The organism is Microbacterium sp. 22296, from assembly GCF_052045385.1.
GTDB lineage: Bacteria > Actinomycetota > Actinomycetes > Actinomycetales > Microbacteriaceae > Microbacterium.
The window spans coordinates 403405-419998 of record NZ_JBQEOS010000004.1; the positions used below are offsets into that span (position 1 = coordinate 403405).

The 16594-nt window shown below is 71.9% G+C and carries 14 protein-coding genes and 1 pseudogene; 8 read left to right on the forward strand and 7 right to left on the reverse strand.

Features of this window, described 5'->3' with window-relative positions:
* Nucleotides 1-34 precede the first annotated feature (34 nt).
* Nucleotides 35-1549: a PucR family transcriptional regulator gene (locus ACTJJP_RS11085; RefSeq protein ID WP_440775059.1), complete on the reverse strand. Its 1515-nt coding sequence runs from the start codon at nucleotides 1547-1549 to the stop codon at nucleotides 35-37.
* A gap of 85 nt (nucleotides 1550-1634) precedes the next feature.
* Between ACTJJP_RS11085 and ACTJJP_RS11090 the strand changes: the two genes are divergently transcribed.
* The gene (locus ACTJJP_RS11090; RefSeq protein ID WP_440775060.1) at nucleotides 1635-2960 is read left to right on the forward strand and encodes an aspartate aminotransferase family protein; all 1326 of its coding nucleotides are present in this window, start codon (nucleotides 1635-1637) and stop codon (nucleotides 2958-2960) included.
* Between the two features lie 47 nt (nucleotides 2961-3007).
* Here the strand turns inward: ACTJJP_RS11090 and ACTJJP_RS11095 are convergent, their stop codons facing one another.
* The 6 genes from ACTJJP_RS11095 to ACTJJP_RS11120 form a co-directional block, all read right to left on the reverse strand.
* Nucleotides 3008-3427, reverse strand: coding sequence for a DoxX family protein (locus ACTJJP_RS11095; protein ID WP_440775061.1), 420 nt, complete (start codon nucleotides 3425-3427; stop codon nucleotides 3008-3010).
* A 134-nt stretch (nucleotides 3428-3561) separates the two neighbouring features.
* Nucleotides 3562-4221, reverse strand: a complete 660-nt coding sequence (locus tag ACTJJP_RS11100; protein WP_440775062.1) for a methionine ABC transporter permease — start codon at nucleotides 4219-4221, stop codon at nucleotides 3562-3564.
* Nucleotides 4218-5243 carry a methionine ABC transporter ATP-binding protein gene (locus ACTJJP_RS11105; protein WP_440775063.1) on the reverse strand — a complete coding sequence of 342 codons (1026 nt, stop codon included), beginning with the start codon at nucleotides 5241-5243 and terminating at the stop codon, nucleotides 4218-4220. Before ACTJJP_RS11105 ends, ACTJJP_RS11100 begins: the two co-directional genes overlap by 4 nt.
* A complete protein-coding gene (locus ACTJJP_RS11110; RefSeq protein ID WP_440775064.1) occupies nucleotides 5240-6139 on the reverse strand; it encodes a MetQ/NlpA family ABC transporter substrate-binding protein in 900 nt (299 codons plus the stop codon). The genes ACTJJP_RS11105 and ACTJJP_RS11110 overlap by 4 nt, the downstream gene beginning before the upstream one ends.
* A gap of 105 nt (nucleotides 6140-6244) precedes the next feature.
* The gene (locus tag ACTJJP_RS11115; RefSeq protein ID WP_440775065.1) at nucleotides 6245-7945 is read right to left on the reverse strand and encodes a signal peptidase I; all 1701 of its coding nucleotides are present in this window, start codon (nucleotides 7943-7945) and stop codon (nucleotides 6245-6247) included.
* Between the two features lie 19 nt (nucleotides 7946-7964).
* Nucleotides 7965-8615, reverse strand: a complete 651-nt coding sequence (locus ACTJJP_RS11120) for a hypothetical protein (RefSeq protein WP_440775066.1) — start codon at nucleotides 8613-8615, stop codon at nucleotides 7965-7967.
* Nucleotides 8616-9081: 466 nt separating this feature from the next.
* Here ACTJJP_RS11120 and ACTJJP_RS11125 point away from each other — a divergent pair, with 466 nt between their 5' ends.
* From ACTJJP_RS11125 to ACTJJP_RS11155, 7 genes and pseudogenes are all read left to right on the forward strand, one after another.
* A complete protein-coding gene (locus ACTJJP_RS11125) occupies nucleotides 9082-10257 on the forward strand; it encodes a glycosyltransferase family protein (RefSeq protein ID WP_440775067.1) in 1176 nt (391 codons plus the stop codon).
* Nucleotides 10247-11476 carry a glycosyltransferase gene (locus ACTJJP_RS11130; protein ID WP_440775068.1) on the forward strand — a complete coding sequence of 410 codons (1230 nt, stop codon included), beginning with the start codon at nucleotides 10247-10249 and terminating at the stop codon, nucleotides 11474-11476. The genes ACTJJP_RS11125 and ACTJJP_RS11130 overlap by 11 nt, the downstream gene beginning before the upstream one ends.
* Nucleotides 11476-12612, forward strand: coding sequence for a glycosyltransferase family 4 protein (locus ACTJJP_RS11135; protein WP_440775096.1), 1137 nt, complete (start codon nucleotides 11476-11478; stop codon nucleotides 12610-12612). Before ACTJJP_RS11130 ends, ACTJJP_RS11135 begins: the two co-directional genes overlap by 1 nt.
* A 95-nt stretch (nucleotides 12613-12707) precedes the next feature.
* Nucleotides 12708-13184 (forward strand): annotated as a pseudogene (locus ACTJJP_RS11140) (ABC transporter transmembrane domain-containing protein); the annotation flags it as partial.
* A gap of 110 nt (nucleotides 13185-13294) precedes the next feature.
* A complete protein-coding gene (locus ACTJJP_RS11145; RefSeq protein ID WP_440775069.1) occupies nucleotides 13295-14428 on the forward strand; it encodes an ABC transporter ATP-binding protein in 1134 nt (377 codons plus the stop codon).
* Nucleotides 14425-15510 carry a phosphotransferase gene (locus ACTJJP_RS11150; protein WP_440775070.1) on the forward strand — a complete coding sequence of 362 codons (1086 nt, stop codon included), beginning with the start codon at nucleotides 14425-14427 and terminating at the stop codon, nucleotides 15508-15510. Before ACTJJP_RS11145 ends, ACTJJP_RS11150 begins: the two co-directional genes overlap by 4 nt.
* A complete protein-coding gene (locus ACTJJP_RS11155; RefSeq protein WP_440775071.1) occupies nucleotides 15510-16529 on the forward strand; it encodes a hypothetical protein in 1020 nt (339 codons plus the stop codon). The genes ACTJJP_RS11150 and ACTJJP_RS11155 overlap by 1 nt, the downstream gene beginning before the upstream one ends.
* The last annotated feature ends 65 nt before the right edge of the window (nucleotides 16530-16594 follow it).

A 16594-nucleotide genomic window follows, 5' to 3' on the forward strand; every position in this document is an offset into this window, starting at 1 on the left:
CCGAACGCGCCGATCCGACCGGTGACGCGCCAGATCACCCGCGATCGTCGTCGAGCTCCAGAGCGGCCCACAACTCGGCGCGCGCGGCGAACGTCGACAGGTCGCGCCGCAGCAGCTGCTCGAGCTGCGTCATCCGCGCCCGGAGGGTGTGCCGGTGGATGCCGAGCCCCCGCGCGGCCGGATCCCAGGCGCCGTTGGCGTCGAGCCACGCGCGCGCCGACTCCCGCAGCCGTCGACGCTCGGCGGCGGGGAGCGCGTCGAGCGGGTGCAGGAGCGAGCGGGCGAGCACATCGCCGCCGCGCTCGCGCAGCGCGCCCACCAGCCCGCGCCCGGCGAGTTCGTCGTACGCGCGTGTCGTGCCCGGAACGGCCTCCCGGGCGGCCTGAGCGGCACGACGAAGGGTGTCGGCGACCTCGGTGCCTCGCTCGTGGCGCGCTGTGCCGAAGGCGAGTCCGCGTCGTTCGACCAGGGCGCGGAGTGCTGCGACCGCCCCGTCCGCGAACAGCACGACGACGTCGTCACCGCGTCCCGCGGGGAACAGCCGGCGGGGGTCGCTCGAGACGAGGTCGAGCTCGTCGAGCACGCCGGGAGTGGCGGCGGCGTGACGCACGACGCCGAGGACGTACGGCTCGGCCGGGAGCCCGCCCAGCGCCACCGCGGCCACCCGCCGCGCGGTGGCGTCGTCGCCCGCGAGGAGCACGTCGAGCACCCCCGCGCGGACGCCCCTGAGCGAGGTCTGCACCTGGCGCTGCTGCTCCAGGGCGACGCTCGCCAGCGCCACGACCGTGCCGACGAGGTCGCGACCCGCGGGGTCGAGCGGTTCGGCCGCTCCGACCGCCAGCACACCGCGCAGCCGAGAGCTCTGCCCGATGGTCTGAAGCAGTGCCCCTCCCGCCGACGGCACGGTGAGGCTCGCCGCCGTCCGGCGTTCCAGCAGCCTGCGCACCTCTCGGCCGATGTCCGCCTCGACGCCGTCGGGCGCCGAGCGCAGACCCGGCAGTGACAGGCGTCCGCCCACCGCGTCGTACAGGTCGACCCAGGCGCCGAGCAACCGCGACAGGGTGTGCAGGATCTCGCGCAGACCGTCGTCGCGCACCGCCGCGCGCGCCACCGCCCGCTGAGCGTCGAGCAGCCACGAGAACCGGGTCGCGCGGTCGGCCGCGATGATGTCGGCGACGAAGCGGATGATGCCGATGAACGGCGCCCGCTCCCCGATCTCGACCACGGGCAGTTCCGCGGCATCCCCCGCCCGCACGACGGCGTCGGGGACACGATCGTGGAGGATGCCGGTCGCGAAGCCGAGGCCGACGACGCCGTGCTCGCGCAGACGCCGGCAGTAGGCGGTGACCTCGTCGGCATCCGGTTCCGCCGAGAACTGCGCCCCGTTGGTAAGCAGAAGATTGCCGGACTCCAGCCAAGGCGTCGGATCGATCAGGTCGGAGCTGTGCACCCACGAGACGGGACGGTCGAGCGCGTCATCGTCGAGAGCTGTGAGCGCACGCAGGGGGAACGAACCGTCGTCGAGGAGAACGCGAAGGGAGGCGGGCATGACTGGCCAAACTGTCGATCGTCACCCGAGATTACCGACAGATCCGCGCTCCCCGCTCGCCCGGAGCCCGACGCACACTGGTGACATGTCGACTCCCCTCACGACCACCCGTAACGCCGAGATCAGCGAGCGCGACCGCGCCAGCGTCTTCCACTCGTGGTCGGCGCAGGGGGCGCTGGCCCCGCTCCCCTTCGCCGGGGGTTCAGGTGTCGAGGTGTGGGATGCCGACGGCCGCCGCTACCTCGACTTCTCGAGCATGCTGGTCAACGTCAACATCGGCCACCAGCACCCCCGCGTGGTCGCCGCGATCCAGGAGCAAGCGGCGCAGCTGACCACCGTCGCCCCGGCCCACGCGCACGAGATGCGCGCGCACGCCGCCGAGCTCGTGCTGAAACGGGCACCCCACGGCTTCTCGAAGGTCTTCTTCACCAACGGCGGCGCGGATGCCAACGAGAACGCCATCCGTATGGCGCGCCTGACCACCGGTCGTGACAAGATCGTGTCGCACTACCGCTCGTACCACGGCAACACGGGGGCGGCCATCGTCGCCACGGGCGACTGGCGACGGATGCCGAACGAGTACTCGCGCGGCCACGTTCACGTCTTCGGTCCGTACCTGTATCGCTCCGAGTTCTGGGCCGAGACCCCCGAGCAGGAGTGCGAGCGGGCGCTCCGCCACCTCGAACGCACCGTGCAAGCCGAGGGGCCCGACACCATCGCGGCGTTCCTGTTCGAGACGATCCCGGGCACCGCCGGCATCCTGGTGCCCCCGCCCGGATACCTGGCGGGCGTGCGCGAGATCGCCGACCGCTACGGCATCCTCCTCATCCTCGACGAGGTCATGGCCGGCTTCGCGCGCGCCGGCGAGTGGTTCGCGTTCGACGCCTTCGACGTGCGCCCCGACCTCATCACCTTCGCCAAGGGCGTCAACTCCGGCTACGTCCCCGTCGGCGGAGTGGTGATCTCGGATGCCGTCGCCCAGGTGTTCGACGACCAGGTCTTCCCGGGGGGCCTGACGTACTCCGGCCACCCGCTCGCCGCGGCGTCGATCGTGGCTGCGCAGGAGGCGATGGCCGACGAGGGCGTGATCGAGAACGCCCGGCGCATCGGCGACGAGGTCATCGGACCGCGGCTGCGCACCCTGGCCGAGGAGTCGCCGCTGGTGGGCGAGGTGCGCGGCCGCGGCGTGTTCTGGGCCGTCGAGCTCGTCGCCGACCCGGCGACCCGCGAGCCGGTGGCCACCGCCCGCGTCGGCGCGATCAAGGCCGCGATGCTCGAGCGGGGCGTGCTGGGCTTCGTCGCCGAGAACCGCATCCACATCGTGCCGCCCGCCGTCATCGGCGACGCCGACGCGCACCGCGGCCTCGACGTGCTGGTCGACGTGCTGCGCGAGGAGCCAGCGCGCGGCTGACACCGACGCGTGCGGCATCCACTCCTCGACAGACTGCCGAACGGGGCTCAGCCCCCGGCCGAGGCCCGTCGCCGCGTTCGCCAGGCCTTCCACGCGCCGGTCGACCACAGCGCCCAGATCACCAGCAGAGGCTGGAAGAGCAGACGGATGCCGCGGGCGAGGTCGGTGTCGAGGCCGAAGGCATCCGTGCCCCGGACGAACTGCTCGATGTTCCCGGGGAAGATCGCGACGAAGAAGGCCGCGACGATCCACCCGACGGCCACGCGATAGCGGCGGAGGACGAGGAGGGCGAGGCCGAGCGCGATCTCGACGACCCCGGATGCCACGACCGTGACGTCGACCGGGAGCGGGAGCCACGACGGCACTTGAGCGACGAAGTCGTCGCGCGCGAACGTGAGGTGCGCGGTACCGGTGAAGACGAGCGCCGCACCGAGCAGCCAGCGGGCGAGGGTGCGGGTGAGGCTCATCCTCCGAGGATAGGCGGGGCCAGCGCGGTCCTGCCCGCCTCCAGCTCGAGCTCGAGCTCGAGTGCCCAAAACACCCGGACGGATCCGAGAATCGTCCGGGTGTTCTGGACACTCGGTGAAGGTGGCGCCGCGCGTCAGCGCCGCAGGATGCGGTGCGCGAGAGCGTTGCCGAGCAGCTGACCGGCCTGCACGATCACGACGATGATCGCCACCGTCACCCACGTCGCCTGGGCGTTGAACTGCTGGTAGCCGTAGATGATGGCGAAGTTGCCCAGGCCGCCGCCGCCGATGTATCCCGCCATCGCCGACATGTCGACGACCGCGATGAACATGAACGTGTAGCCGAGGATCAGCGGCGCCAGCGCCTCGGGAATCACGACACCGAACAGCACCCCGACCCGCCGCGCACCGACCGCGCGCGCCGCCTCGACGGTACCGGGGTCGACGGCGACGAGGTTCTGCTCGACGACGCGGGCGATCACGACCGTGGCCATGATCGTGATCGGCACGATCGCGGCATCCGTCCCCAGGGTCGTCCCCGTCACGGCTCGGGTGACCGGGGCGACGGCGGTGAGGAAGATGATGAACGGGATGGGGCGGATGACGTTGATCACGAGGTTCGCGACGAAGAAGACGACGCGGTTCTCGAAGAGGTTGCCGGGCCGGGTGGCGTACAGCAGCGCGCCGATGGCGAGTCCCGCGACGCCCGCGATGAGCAGCGACACCGCCACCATGTAGACGGTCTCGCCGATGGACTGCAGCAGCACGGGGGTGAGGGTGTCCCACTTGTTCACGAGCGCCCCTCCGCCGTGGGAACGACGACGTCGGTGCGCGCGCGCAGCTCGGCGACGATCGGGGCCAGATCCTCGGCGTGCACACGGTAGGTGAGGGTGCCGAGCTGCTTGCCGAGCACGTCGGTCACCCCGCCGTAGACCACGGAGTGCCGTGTCCCGTGACGGTGGAACACCGCCGAGACGTCTTCGCTCGAGAATTCGTTGACCTCGACGCTGACGAGGTCGCCACCGCCCGCGGCGAGCGCCGAGAGCGCCTCGCCCGAGGGCACGCCCTGCGTCACCGCGGCGACGAAGCGCTTGGTGAGCTCGGCGCGCGGGTGAGCGAACACGCGGTACGTGTCGCCGCTGTCGACCACGCGGCCGCCGTCCATCACGATGACCTGGTCGCACAGCTCGTGCACGATCGAGATCTGGTGCGTGATGACGACGATCGTGATGCCCAGGCGCCGGTTGATCTCGCGCAGCAGGTCGAGCACTTCGGCCGTGGTCTGCGGATCGAGGGCGCTCGTCGCCTCGTCGGCCAGGAGGATCTGCGGGTCCGTCGCGATCGCGCGGGCGATGCCGACGCGCTGCTTCTGCCCGCCCGACAGGCGCCGTGGGTACTGCGTGGCCTTGTCGCCGATGCCGACGAACTCGAGCAGTTCGGCGACGCGCTTGTCGCGGTCGGCCTTCTTCCACCCCGCCACTTTGAGCGGATAGGCGACGTTGGCCGCGACCGTGCGCGAGGTGAAGAGGTTGAACTGCTGGAAGATCATGCCGACGCGGCGCCGCAGGTCACGCAGTGTCGCTTCGGTGGCATCCCCCACGTTCACGCCGAGCACCTCGACGGTGCCGGACGTGGGCTTCTCGAGGCCGTTGAGCAGCCGCACGAGGGTGGACTTTCCGGCGCCGGAGTAGCCGATGACGCCGACGATCGACCCCTCCTCCACGCTCACCGAGACGTCGTCGACGGCGGTCGTGGAGGAGCGGCGATCGGTGCGGAAGTCCTTGGTGACGCCCCGCAGCTCGATGACCGCGGTCATCCGTTCTGCGCCTTGACGGCATCCTCGAGGCTCGTGAGCTCCTCGGTCAGCTGCGCGCCGGTCCACTCGGTCTTGAACTGCAGGTTGCCCTGGTTCAGCTCGGTGACCGCCGCCTCGACCTCGGGCGAGTGGTAGGCCGCGATGAGCTTCTCCCAGCGGGGGTCGTCCTTCTTGTCGTCGCGCGTGACGAAGGCGTTGATGTAAGGCGCGAGCTGCGGGTTGTCGAGGTCTTCCTTGAAGATGATGAGCTCGTCGCCGAGCCCGCCCTTCTGCGCCTGCGTGTTGTTGACGATCGCGGCCTGGGCACTGCCGTCCTTGAGTGCGGTGACCGTCTGATTGGTGTCGACCGGGAGCAGCTCGACCTTCGAGGTCTCGATGTCGGCGGGGGTCGACAGGGCGGTCCCGCCGTCCTTGAGCGTGAGCAGGCCCGCCTTCTGGAGGTTGAGCAGGCCGCGCGCGAGGTTGGTCGGGTTGTTGGGGATCGCGATCTTCGCGCCCTCGGGCAGGTCCTTCACGTCGGTGTACTGCTCGGAGTAGAGAGCGAGCGGGTACACGGCGGTCGCGCCGACCGGCACGAGCGAGCCGTTGTTCTCGACGTTGAACTGCGACAGGTAGATCAGGTGCTGGAAGAGGTTCACGTCCAGCTCGCCGTCCTGCACGCCCTGGTTGAGCTGCACGCCGTCGTTGATCGTGCGCACCTCGAGGTCGATGCCTTCGTCGGCCAGCTTCTGCTTCAGCACCGTCCAGTGCGCCTCGTTGCCGTCGTCGGCGCCGAGGACGATGCGCGAGGAGTCGTCGGAGGATGCCGCTCCCCCGGCGCACCCGGTGAGGGCGAGGAGGAGGGCTGCGGTGGAGGCGCCGAGGATCGTGGCCAGGCGTGAGGTGCGAGAAGTCATGCCTTCACGCAAACATGCGCTCGCGAGTGACCCAAACCGAGTCGTTACGACCGGTAACGGGCTGTCATGCGGGGTAATCGATTCGACGGGATCGACGATCGATGCTCATCGCCCCGCTGCGGCGTGCGTCGCGATCTCAGCGGCCGTGAGGGCTCGGTTGTAGACGGCGGCGTACTGGATGCTGCCGGTGAAGAAGCCCGAGGGACTGGACGTCCAGTTGGTGAGGTTGCCGCAGCCGACGCGCCAGTATCCGGAGTAGGGCTGACCGGTGGTGGTGGTCGAAGTGGCCACCAGGGCACCGTCGACGTAGAAGGCGGCGCCGGCGCTCGAGAGCGTGCCGGCCACGTGATGCCACGCGCCGTCGGCGTAGGAACGTCCCTCCGGCGTCGACATGACGATCAACTGGTAGGGGTAGAGCCCGAAGTTCAGCCGACCCGACGTGTCGATCCAGATGTGTCGATCCCAGGTGACGTTGTCGCTGTTCGCCCCGTCCCCGAAGCCCAGGATCTTCCCCGAGGTCTTCGAGGTCGTGGAGAACCAGGCCTCGACCGTGAACACGTTCGGGTTGGTCTGCTGACCCGGGATGTACAGGCACTGGGACCCGTCGAAGACGACGGCCTTCTTCGGCTGGTCGCGCGAGCAGCCGACGCTTGTGGTCGTCGTCGCCAGCAGCTTGCGGTAACCCCCGGTGCGCGCGTTGCCGGAGATGTCGGTCTCGGTGGGCAGCAGGTTCAGGCCCAGCACCCCCGTGCCTTCGACCGAGTAGGCGGCGTACGTATTGCTGCGCCCCACGCTCTGCATGGCACCGCGACAGGTGAAGTACGGATTCGTCGCGGTCGTGTTCGTGTCGTTCTTCACCGCGGCGGTGAAGGCCGCGTGCGAGGCCGAGACCGAGGTCAGCACGACGACGGCGACGATCGTGGCGATGGCGATGGGCATCAGCACCCACCCGCGCGCGCGGCGGTCGGGGCGAGCGCGCAACCCGCCCGCGACGGGGAGCGGTTCGTCGGCGCGCAGCAGCAGGGAGGCGAGGAAGGGGACGAGGCAGAACAGGATGAGCATCACCCGGACCGGCCAGTCGGGGTCGGGCGTCGGCGAGAGAGCGAACGCGCCCGACGGCAGCTGGTCGGTGGACAGGATGACGCCGTCCTCGCCGCTGACCAGACGGGTCGCTCCCGCGAGTACCGGGAAGAGGCCGGTGTTGACGATGTGCATCAGGGCCCCGGAACCGTCGTCGGCGGCGCGGAAATCCATCATCTGCACGTTGAACCACGGGCGCAGCCACAGCGACATCCCCGTGACGGCGAGGGACCACCCCGTCATCCTCAGTCCGACACGCCATCCGCGGCGCTTTCCGCCGATGAGGCGGGCGGAGGCCTCGATGACGATGCCGGCCAGGAACAGCACGGGCGCGGCCTTCAGGAGGAATCCGAGGCCGGGGACGATCGCGACCACGGCGCCGACGATCTGCTCGGGTTGCAGCTGCCACGCGTCGGGCGATCCGTTCAGGTCGCCCTGCGTGATGAAACGGCCGTCCTGCTCGCCGACGATCCGGTGCGTGACGGTGCGCCCGTCGACGACGAATGTCACGACGTCACCGACGGCGTAGCCGTCTTGCGGGTGAGCGACGACCAGCGTTCCGACGGGCGCGGTCTCGGCCATGCTCGCCGTTTCGATCACGAACAGTCGGGCCCCCGTCACCGACAGCACCGTGGCGACCACGGCCGCGAGGAGCGCGATGATGATCGCGGCCGCGAGCGGGGCTCGGCGGTCTCCTCGGGGCGTGGTCACCACGGTGCTGGTCATGAGGGGCGGCTCTCGCGGATCAGGAGTTGAACGTCCAGGTGAGCACCTGCGAGGCCTTGAGCCCCTGGTAGGTGTTGTCGGCGCTGGCGGGCAGGGTCACCGCGAAGGTGAACGGCAGGGTCGCACCGGCCGCGAGCGACGTGGTGGTGGTCTTGGCGAGCACGTCGACCGGAGCGGTGAAGCCCGAAAGCGGACCGGAGTAGATCGTCGACGCGCCGGAGGTGATGACGAGGGTCATCTTGGTGCACAGGTCGGTGGCGAGACCGTTGACGGTGCCGTTCGCCGCCTGCGAGCAGGCGCCCGGGGTGAGGCTGAAGGTCTTGGCGGCGACCGTGCCGGTGTTGCTGATGGAGATGTTGGTGGTGATCGTCTGGCCGGGCACCATCGTGGTGCTGCCGCCGTACTTGTTGATGGTCGAGCAGGTGGCGGAGTTGGTCGAGATCGAGCCGCCGTCGGTGCTGTTGCAGCGCACCGTGCCGTCGCTGTTCGACTCCTGCATGCTCAGCACGCCGGTGGCGGCCGTGTTGACGGTGTTCTGGATCGAGGCGGTGAACGCGGCGACGGTCGGCGAGAGGCCGAGGGCCAGGATGAGCGAGGCGACGCTCCCGGCGAGGACGACGGGGAGGACGAGGCGGCGACGACGGGCGGCCGAGGACTGCTTGCTGGACACGAGAGGTTCTCCTAGGTCAAGTGGACGGCTCTTCCGCCCGCATTTCTGACGTTAGGGATCCCCTCGCGACGTCGGGTGAGGGGGAAGCCAACGCACGCTGAGCCAATCCACAGTTTTTTCTCGGCGCATTCCCCCGTTCGGCTGTTCCTCGAGAAAAGCACAAGAAACAGCAATCGCAGGGTTCTCTTATCGTGCATTCGTCGGATGCCGCACGGTCGCTTCTCCGCCCATTCGCGTGGCGTGAATGCACGGCACGATCGCGCACTGCGGGGGCGCCGCTTCCCTCGTGGCGGACGCGGCCGCACGGCTCCCGGACGGCGGCACTCCTCACCCGCGGCGATTCGCCTTTCTAAGAACCCTCTCGTGGGGGGCTTAATCGCGGTTTACGGGCCGTGGCCAGCATGGAAGGCGCGGGACACCCCGCGGATGAGGCGCAACCGGCGCCCCACCACCCCAGGAGGCTGCTGTGGTTCACCGGATCGCCCTGTCGTCGCATGATTCCGTCGGGCTCGGACACGTGCGGCGCAACCTCGCCCTCGCCCACGCCCTCACGCGGACGGTCCCGGGGGTCATCGGGGAGGAGGTCACGGGTATCCTCATCACCGGTCAGGCGTCGGCGACGGCGTTCCCCGCCCCGCCCGGGTGGGACTGGGTGGTCGTGCCCAGTGTCTCCGTGGATGAGGCGGGCTACCGCTCCCGGCACCTCGCGACCGACATCCAGCGGGTCACCGCGATGCGGGCGGGCGTCATCGCCGGGGTGCTGCGGGCATTCGCACCCGATCTGTTCGTGGTGGACCGTCATCCGTTCGGGGTGCACGGCGAGTTGGGCAACGCGCTGCGCGACCTGCGCGCCACCCACCCCTCATGCACGACGGTCCTCGGTCTTCGCGACGTGCTCGACCGCCCCGCGGTCGCCCGGGCGGAGTTCCGCGCGTTGGGGGGAGCCCGCGCCGTGCGGGAGCACTTCGACGCGATCTGGGTGTACGGCGATCCAGCCGTTCACGATCTGCGGCTCAGCGGCGAGACACCCCCCGGACTCGCGCCGCTCATCAGCTACACCGGATACCTTGCGCACGGGCGTCCGACCCGTCCGTCGCCCGCCATCGACGGTCCCTTCGTGCTGACCACGGTCGGCGGCGGGTCCGACGGCGTGCACACTGCCGTCGCCGCGGCCGGCGCCGACCTGCCCGCCGGGCACCGCCACATCATCGTCACCGGTCCCCAGATGTCGGCGCCCGATCGCGATCGGGTGCGGGCGGCGGCGACGTGGACGGGCGCGGAGGTCGTCGACAGCGTGCCCGACCTGCCCGACCTGCTCGCGCGCGCCGCCGCGGCGGTGACGATGGGCGGGTACAACACGGTCTGCGAGGTCATGAGCACCTCCACTCCCGCTCTCGTGGTGCCCCGTTCGGGCCGACGCGACGAGCAGCGCATCCGTGCTCGCGCTCTGGAGCGCGTCGGGGCATTCGAGACGGTCGGCGACGACCCCCTCGACAGCGAGGCCATCGCCGCGTTCTTCCGCCGGACCCATCGAACCCGCTGCCCCCGTAGCGGTATCCAGCTCGACGGCCTCTCCGCGGCCGCCCACCTCTCGGCCCACCTCCTCGCACCGACGGAAGGACTCACCGCTCATGCCATCTGACACCTCTCCCCTGGTCGGCTACGTCGTGAAGGTGTACCCGCGCTTCTCCGAGACCTTCGTCGTCACCGAGATCATCGCCCGCGAAGCGCGCGGCGAGCGCCTCGAGATCTTCGCGCTGCGCCCGAGCGACGACACCCGCTACCACGCCGAACTCGCCCGCGTGCAGGCGCCCGTCCGCGCCGTCCCCGTGCCGCGCCGCCTCTCGGCCGCCTGGGACGGCCTGCGCCGCGCCCAGGCCGACCCCCGCCTCGGCGCGGCCGTCGCCCGGCATCTGCCGGAACTGCTGGCCGTGGAGGCTGACGACGCGCTGCAGGCCGTCGAGGTCGCACGTCAGGCCCTCGATCGACGCATCACCCACCTCCACGCGCATTTCGCGTCGACAGCGACGACCGTGACCCGATTGGCGGCGTTGCTCGCCGGCATCCCGTACTCCTTCACCGCCCACGCGAAGGACATCTTCCACGCCTCCGTCGACCCGGTCGACCTCGGGCGGAAGCTGTCGGATGCCGCGTTCACGGTGACCGTGAGCGACTTCAACCTCCGCCACCTCCGCGAATCCTTCCCCGCGGCGGAGCGCCTCGTGCGCGTCTACAACGGGCTCGATCTCGAGCGCTTCCCGTTCGTCGAGCGCGGGCCGCGACGGGGACCGCTCCGACTGCTCGCCGTGGGGCGGCTCGTGGAGAAGAAGGGGTTCGGCGTGCTGATCGAGGCCGTCGGGCGCCTGCGCGTCGAGGGACTGGATGCCACGCTCGACATCGTCGGCGACGGCGAGCTCTCCGCGTCGCTGCGGCGGCAGGCGGCCGCCGCGCCGGCGATCCGCTTCCTGGGTCCGCTGCCGCAGGGGGAGGTCTCGGCTCGCCTCCGCGAGGCCGACGTGTTCGTCGCCCCGTGCCTCGTCGGCGACGACGGCAACGCCGACGGACTGCCCACGGTGCTCCTGGAGGCGATGGCGAGCGGCATCCCGTGCGTGTCGACGGCGGTCACCGGCATCCCGGAGATCATCCACGACGGCCGCACCGGCGTGCTGTGCGCCCCCGGCGACGTGGACGCGCTGGCCGAGGGGTTGCGCCGCGTCAGCCGACCCGACTACCCCGTCGCGGCGACCACGCGCCGCGCGCGGCGGCTCGTCGAGCAGCACTTCGACGCCGCGGCGCAGGCTGAGCGGCTCGCCGAGCTCACCGCGGCCGACGCCGCGACCGACCGGAAGGAGGCGGCGTGATGCGCGTGGCCTATCTCGTCGCCGACCCCGGCGTCCCCGTCTTCGGAACGAAGGGCGCGAGCGTCCACGTGCAGGAGATCGTGCGGGCGTTCCGCGCCCGCGGCGACAAGGTGACGGTGTACGCCACCCGCCGGGGCGATCACGTCCCCTCCGACCTCGCCGACCTACGGGTCGTCGTGCAGCGCGTGCGCGGGGTGGGAGCAGAGCAGCGGGAGCAGGGCATCCGCGACGCCGTCGACGCCCTGACCACCGCCATCGTGGCCGAGGGGTGCGACCTCGTCTACGAACGGTTCTCGCTCTTCTCGGCGGGTGGGGCCGACGTCGCCGACGCCCTCGGCGTTCCGGTCGTCGTCGAGGTCAACGCACCACTGGTGGAGGAGCAGCGCCGCCACCGCGAGCTGATCGACGAGGAGGCGGCGGTCGCCATCGCCCGGCGTGCGCTGCAGCGGGCGGACGTCGCGGCGTGCGTCTCCGAGCCGGTGGCCGCCTGGGCGCGGGAGCACGGAGCCTCGCGCCCGCTGGTGGCCCCGAACGGCGTCAACACAGACCGCGTGCGTCCGCCTCTCGTGCGGCGGGGCGACGACGTGCCACCGACCATCGGGTTCGTCGGCACGCTCAAGCCGTGGCACGGAGTGGACGTGCTCGTGGATGCCATGGCCGAGCTCGCGCGGCGGGGTCGCCGAGCGCGACTGCTCGTCGTCGGAGACGGTCCCCAACGCGCCGAGCTGGAGGCGCACGCCCGACGCCTCGGAGTGGATGCCGAGTTCACCGGCGCCGTGGCCCCGGAGGACGTACCGGCGGTGCTGCAACGCCTCGACGTCGGCGTCGCGCCGTACCGCGCCGCCGACGACTACTTCTCACCGTTGAAGGTCTCGGAGTACCTCGCCGCGGGCCTGCCCGTCGTGGGCAGCCAAGTGGGTCAGGTGCCCTTGCTCGTCCGGCACGGGCGCTCGGGGCTGCTGACCGCGCCCGGCGACCCCCGCGCTCTGGCCGACGCCCTGCAGCTGCTCGTGGACGACACCGCGCTCTGTCGGCGGATGGCCGATCAGGCCCGCCAGCAGGCGGTGGCCGAGCACGGGTGGGGTGGGGTCCTCGCGCGCATCGTGGACGGCGCGCGAACGGCGGTGGCGTCGTGAAGCGTCAGAAGACCGCCTCCCCCCGCGCCCTCCGGCGCAGCCTGGCGATCGTGAGGCCGCACCTCCGCGGCAAGGCGTCGCTGATCGTGCTGGGCATGGTCGCCCTGCTGGCGGATGTCGTCTTCCGCGTCCTCGAGCCGTGGCCGCTGAAGTTCGTCGTCGACTCGGTGTCGGTGAGCCTGGGCGCCTCGACCGGGGCGGCGGCGGGGATCCCGCAGGCGAGCCTCGGACTGCTCGTCGCCTGCGCGACGCTGCTGCTGGGACTCATCGCCCTGCGGGCGGTGGCCGCGTACGCGAGCACGGTCGCCTTCGCCCTGGTCGGCTCGCGGGTCGCCACCGAGCTGCGTGCCCGCGCGTTCGCTCACGTGCAGTCGCTCTCGGCCCGGTACCACTCGACCGCATCGTCGGGCGATGTCGTGCAACGACTGGTGAGCGACATCGGCCGCCTGCAAGAGGTCGCCGTCACCGCCGGGCTGCCCCTAGTGGGCAACGTCCTCACCCTCGTCGTCCTCGTCGTCGTCATGTCGTTCATGGATCCCCTCCTCACCCTCGTCGTGGTGATCGCCGCGGCGCTGTACGCGGTGTCGTCGAGGCGCAGCTCCACCCGCATCACCGACGCGTCGCGCACGACGCGAAAGGGCGANCCGACACGGCGTCCGAGGCCCTCGGTGCCATCCGCGTCGTGCAGGCCTACGGCCTGGAGCGGCGCCTGGCCGGCGCCTTCGCCGACGGGAACGACCGGGCCCTCACGCAGGGCGTGCGCGCGCGCCGCCTCGCGGCCGGGTTGGAGCGACGCACCGACGTCATCGTCGGTTTCGCCACCGCGGCCGTGCTCCTCGGTGGGGGGTGGCAGGTGCTGTCGGGCAGCATGACCCCCGGCGACCTCGTCGTCTTCGTCGCCTACCTCAAGCTCGCCATGCGCCCGCTGAAGGATCTCGCGAAGTACACCGGCCGCATCGCCCGCGCCGCGGCATCCGGCGAGCGCGTCGCCGACCTGCTCGCGGAACCCGTCGAGATCGCCGACGGCCCCGACGCGGCCCCCCTTCCCGCGCTCCGCGGCGATGTCGCCTTCGAGGCCGTCTCGGTCGACGACGGTCGCGGCAGCGCCGTCTTCCGGGACCTGACCCTCCGCATCCCCGCGGGCCAGCACGTGTGTCTCCTCGGTCCGTCCGGAGCGGGCAAATCGACCCTCGCCGGGCTGCTCGTGCGCGCGGCCGACCCCCGCTCCGGGCGGGTGCGCCTGGACGGTATCGACCTCTCCCGCGCCACGATCGCGAGCGTCCGCGCTTCGGTATCGCTGCTGCTGCAGGAGTCGGTGCTGTTCGCGACGTCCGTCCGAGAGAACATCCGGTACGGCCGCCTGGACGCGACCGATGCCGAGGTGGAGGATGCGGCGCGCCGCGCCTTCGCGCACGACTTCGTCGCCGCCCTCCCCGACGGTTACGACACCGTGCTCGGGGCGCGGGGCGGCACGCTGTCCGGCGGCCAGCGCCAGCGGATCGCGATCGCCCGCGCGCTGCTGCGCGACAGCCCGATCATCGTGCTCGACGAAGCGACGACCGGGCTCGACCCGCAGGCGCGCGCCCAGGTCGGCGAGTCGTTGCGCGCGCTGACGAAGGAGCGCACCACCCTGTCGATCACGCACGACGTGACGCAGGCCCTGTCGGCCGATCGCGTGCTGTGGCTGGAGGACGGCCGCATCGTCGAGGACGGGACCCCGGCCGAGCTCGTCGATCGCGCCGACTCACGGGTGCACGCCTGGATACGGCAAGCCTCCGACGAGGGCGCCGTCGCGACGACGGGGGGACGACCATGAACACGGCTGTCCGCGAGCTCGCCGACCGCGACCCGAGCCTTCCCGGGCTGAGGACGCTGCTGGATCCCGCATCCCTGTCCGACGTCGTCGGGACGACCGTGCACGTGCGTCATCTGCGGTACAAGCCGGGGACGAGCGTGCTCGTCGCCTACTCCACGCCCGCGGGTGCGCACTGGGCGGGTGCCTGGGCGGGGCCGGACAAACCGGCTTCGGCCGAGCGGCGCGACGCCGCAGTGCGTGCCCTTCCGGGCATCCCCTGGTCGGTCGGGGGACCCGCGCGCAGCGATCGCGTCCTCGCCCGGGCCGTGAGGGATGCCGAGAAGCATGAGCCGTCTTGGCGACGCGCCGAGATCGTGCGCCACAACCCCGGGCGTCGACTCGTCGTCCGCACCGGTTCGGAGTACGCCAAGACGGCCCCCGGACGGGCGTCGAGCGCCCTGCACGCCGCCGAGCTGCTCGGGCGGGCGGGCGTACCCACCCTCGTGCCTCGTCTCGTGACCGAGCACGCTTGGGCGACGGCATCCTGGGGCGACGGAGATCTCGCCTCGTCGCCGTCGTCGGCGCACGCCGCGGCCGCGGGTGCGGCGTTGGCCCGCCTGCACGCGGTGACCCTCGACGACGCCGGGGTCGTCGACACGCCCGCCGCCCGCGGTCACGACGCCGCCCGTGCCCTGCGCACGGCGCTTCCTTCGACCGCCCGACGCGCCGACGACCTCGTGCGACGCCTCCCCTTCACACGTCGCCGGGCGATCGTGCACGGCGACTTCAGTGCCGATCAGGTGCTGCTCGGCCCCGGTGGGCGGATCCGCCTGATCGACCTCGACCGTCTCGGGTCGGGCGACCCGGCGCGGGATCTGGCCGGGTTCGCCGTCGAGGAGTTCTTCCGCACGGGCGACCTCGCGACGACGACCGCGCTCTTCGCCGCGTACCGGGCGGAGGGAGGCGTCGCGACCGAGGGCGACTGGCGCGCCTGGACCCCCCTGTGCGCGCTGGAGCGGGCGATCGAACCCTTCCGTCGGTGCGAACCCGACTGGCCCGCGGCCGTGGCGGCACGCCTGGAGCGGGCGGAGGACCTGCGGTGATGCTCCCTCCGCGCGAGGTGCGCGATGAGCACGGCCCCTGGAGGGTTCGGCGGGCATGGCCGTCGTCGAGCGGCTGCGACCTCGAGGTCGTGCACGCCGACGGGCGCCTGCGCGCCGGGCGTCTGCGGAACGGGGAGGTGGAGCTGCTCCCCGGCGGGCGCGACAAGCACCTCCCCGCGCTCTCGCGTGCCTGGGCGAGCGGGACGACCGTCTCGTGGCGTCGCGGACGCCGGGTCGTGCTGCGCGCCCACGATGGCTCGGGCTACCTGAAAGTCGTCCGCAGCGAGTCGATCGCCGCGATCTCCCGGGCGCACGTCCGCGCGGAGGCCTTCCGCGGAGGGTTCGTGACCCCCGACGTCACCCTCGCGGATCCGGCCGGCTGCGTGCACCTCTCCCGCGTGGCGGGCAGGACCCTGCACGACCTGGGCGCCGACCCCGGTACTCCGAATGCCGTGGTGCACGCGGCCTGGGCCGGCTGGGCCCGGGGCTGGGAACGCGTGCTGGCCGCTCCGGTCGCGGCCGACGCCGCCCCCCATACGGCGGCCGACGAGGCGGAGGTCCTGCTCCGGTGGCGCGATCACGCCCTCCGCGCCGGAGTCGCGTCGGCGGTCGCGGTGGCGTTCGATCGTGCGGCCGACGCGCTCGTCACCGGTGTCGGCGACGCGTCGACTCCCGCCCACCGCGACCTGCACGACAAACAGGTGCTGTGGGACGGGCGCCGGGCCGGCCTGATCGACCTCGACACCGCCGCTTGCGCCGAGCCCGCCCTCGACCTCGCGAACCTGCGCGCCCACGTCGCCTGGCGGCAGGGGCAGGGGCGCCTGTCCGCCCCGCGCGCGCTCGCGGCGCTGAGCGCGATCGACGGGGTCGCCACCCGCGCGCACGTCGACTCCGAGCGGATCGCCGCCTACGAGGCATCCACGCGACTGCGTCTGGGAGCGGTCTACCTCTTCCGGCCCGCGTGGCACGATCGCGCCGCACGGTGGCTGACCCGCTGCGCCGCCCAGACGAGCCGGTAGGCGCGCCGACCGCGTCACCCGTGCGAGCCGCCGGCCCCGCCGCGCGGCGGTCGCGCCCCGCGCTG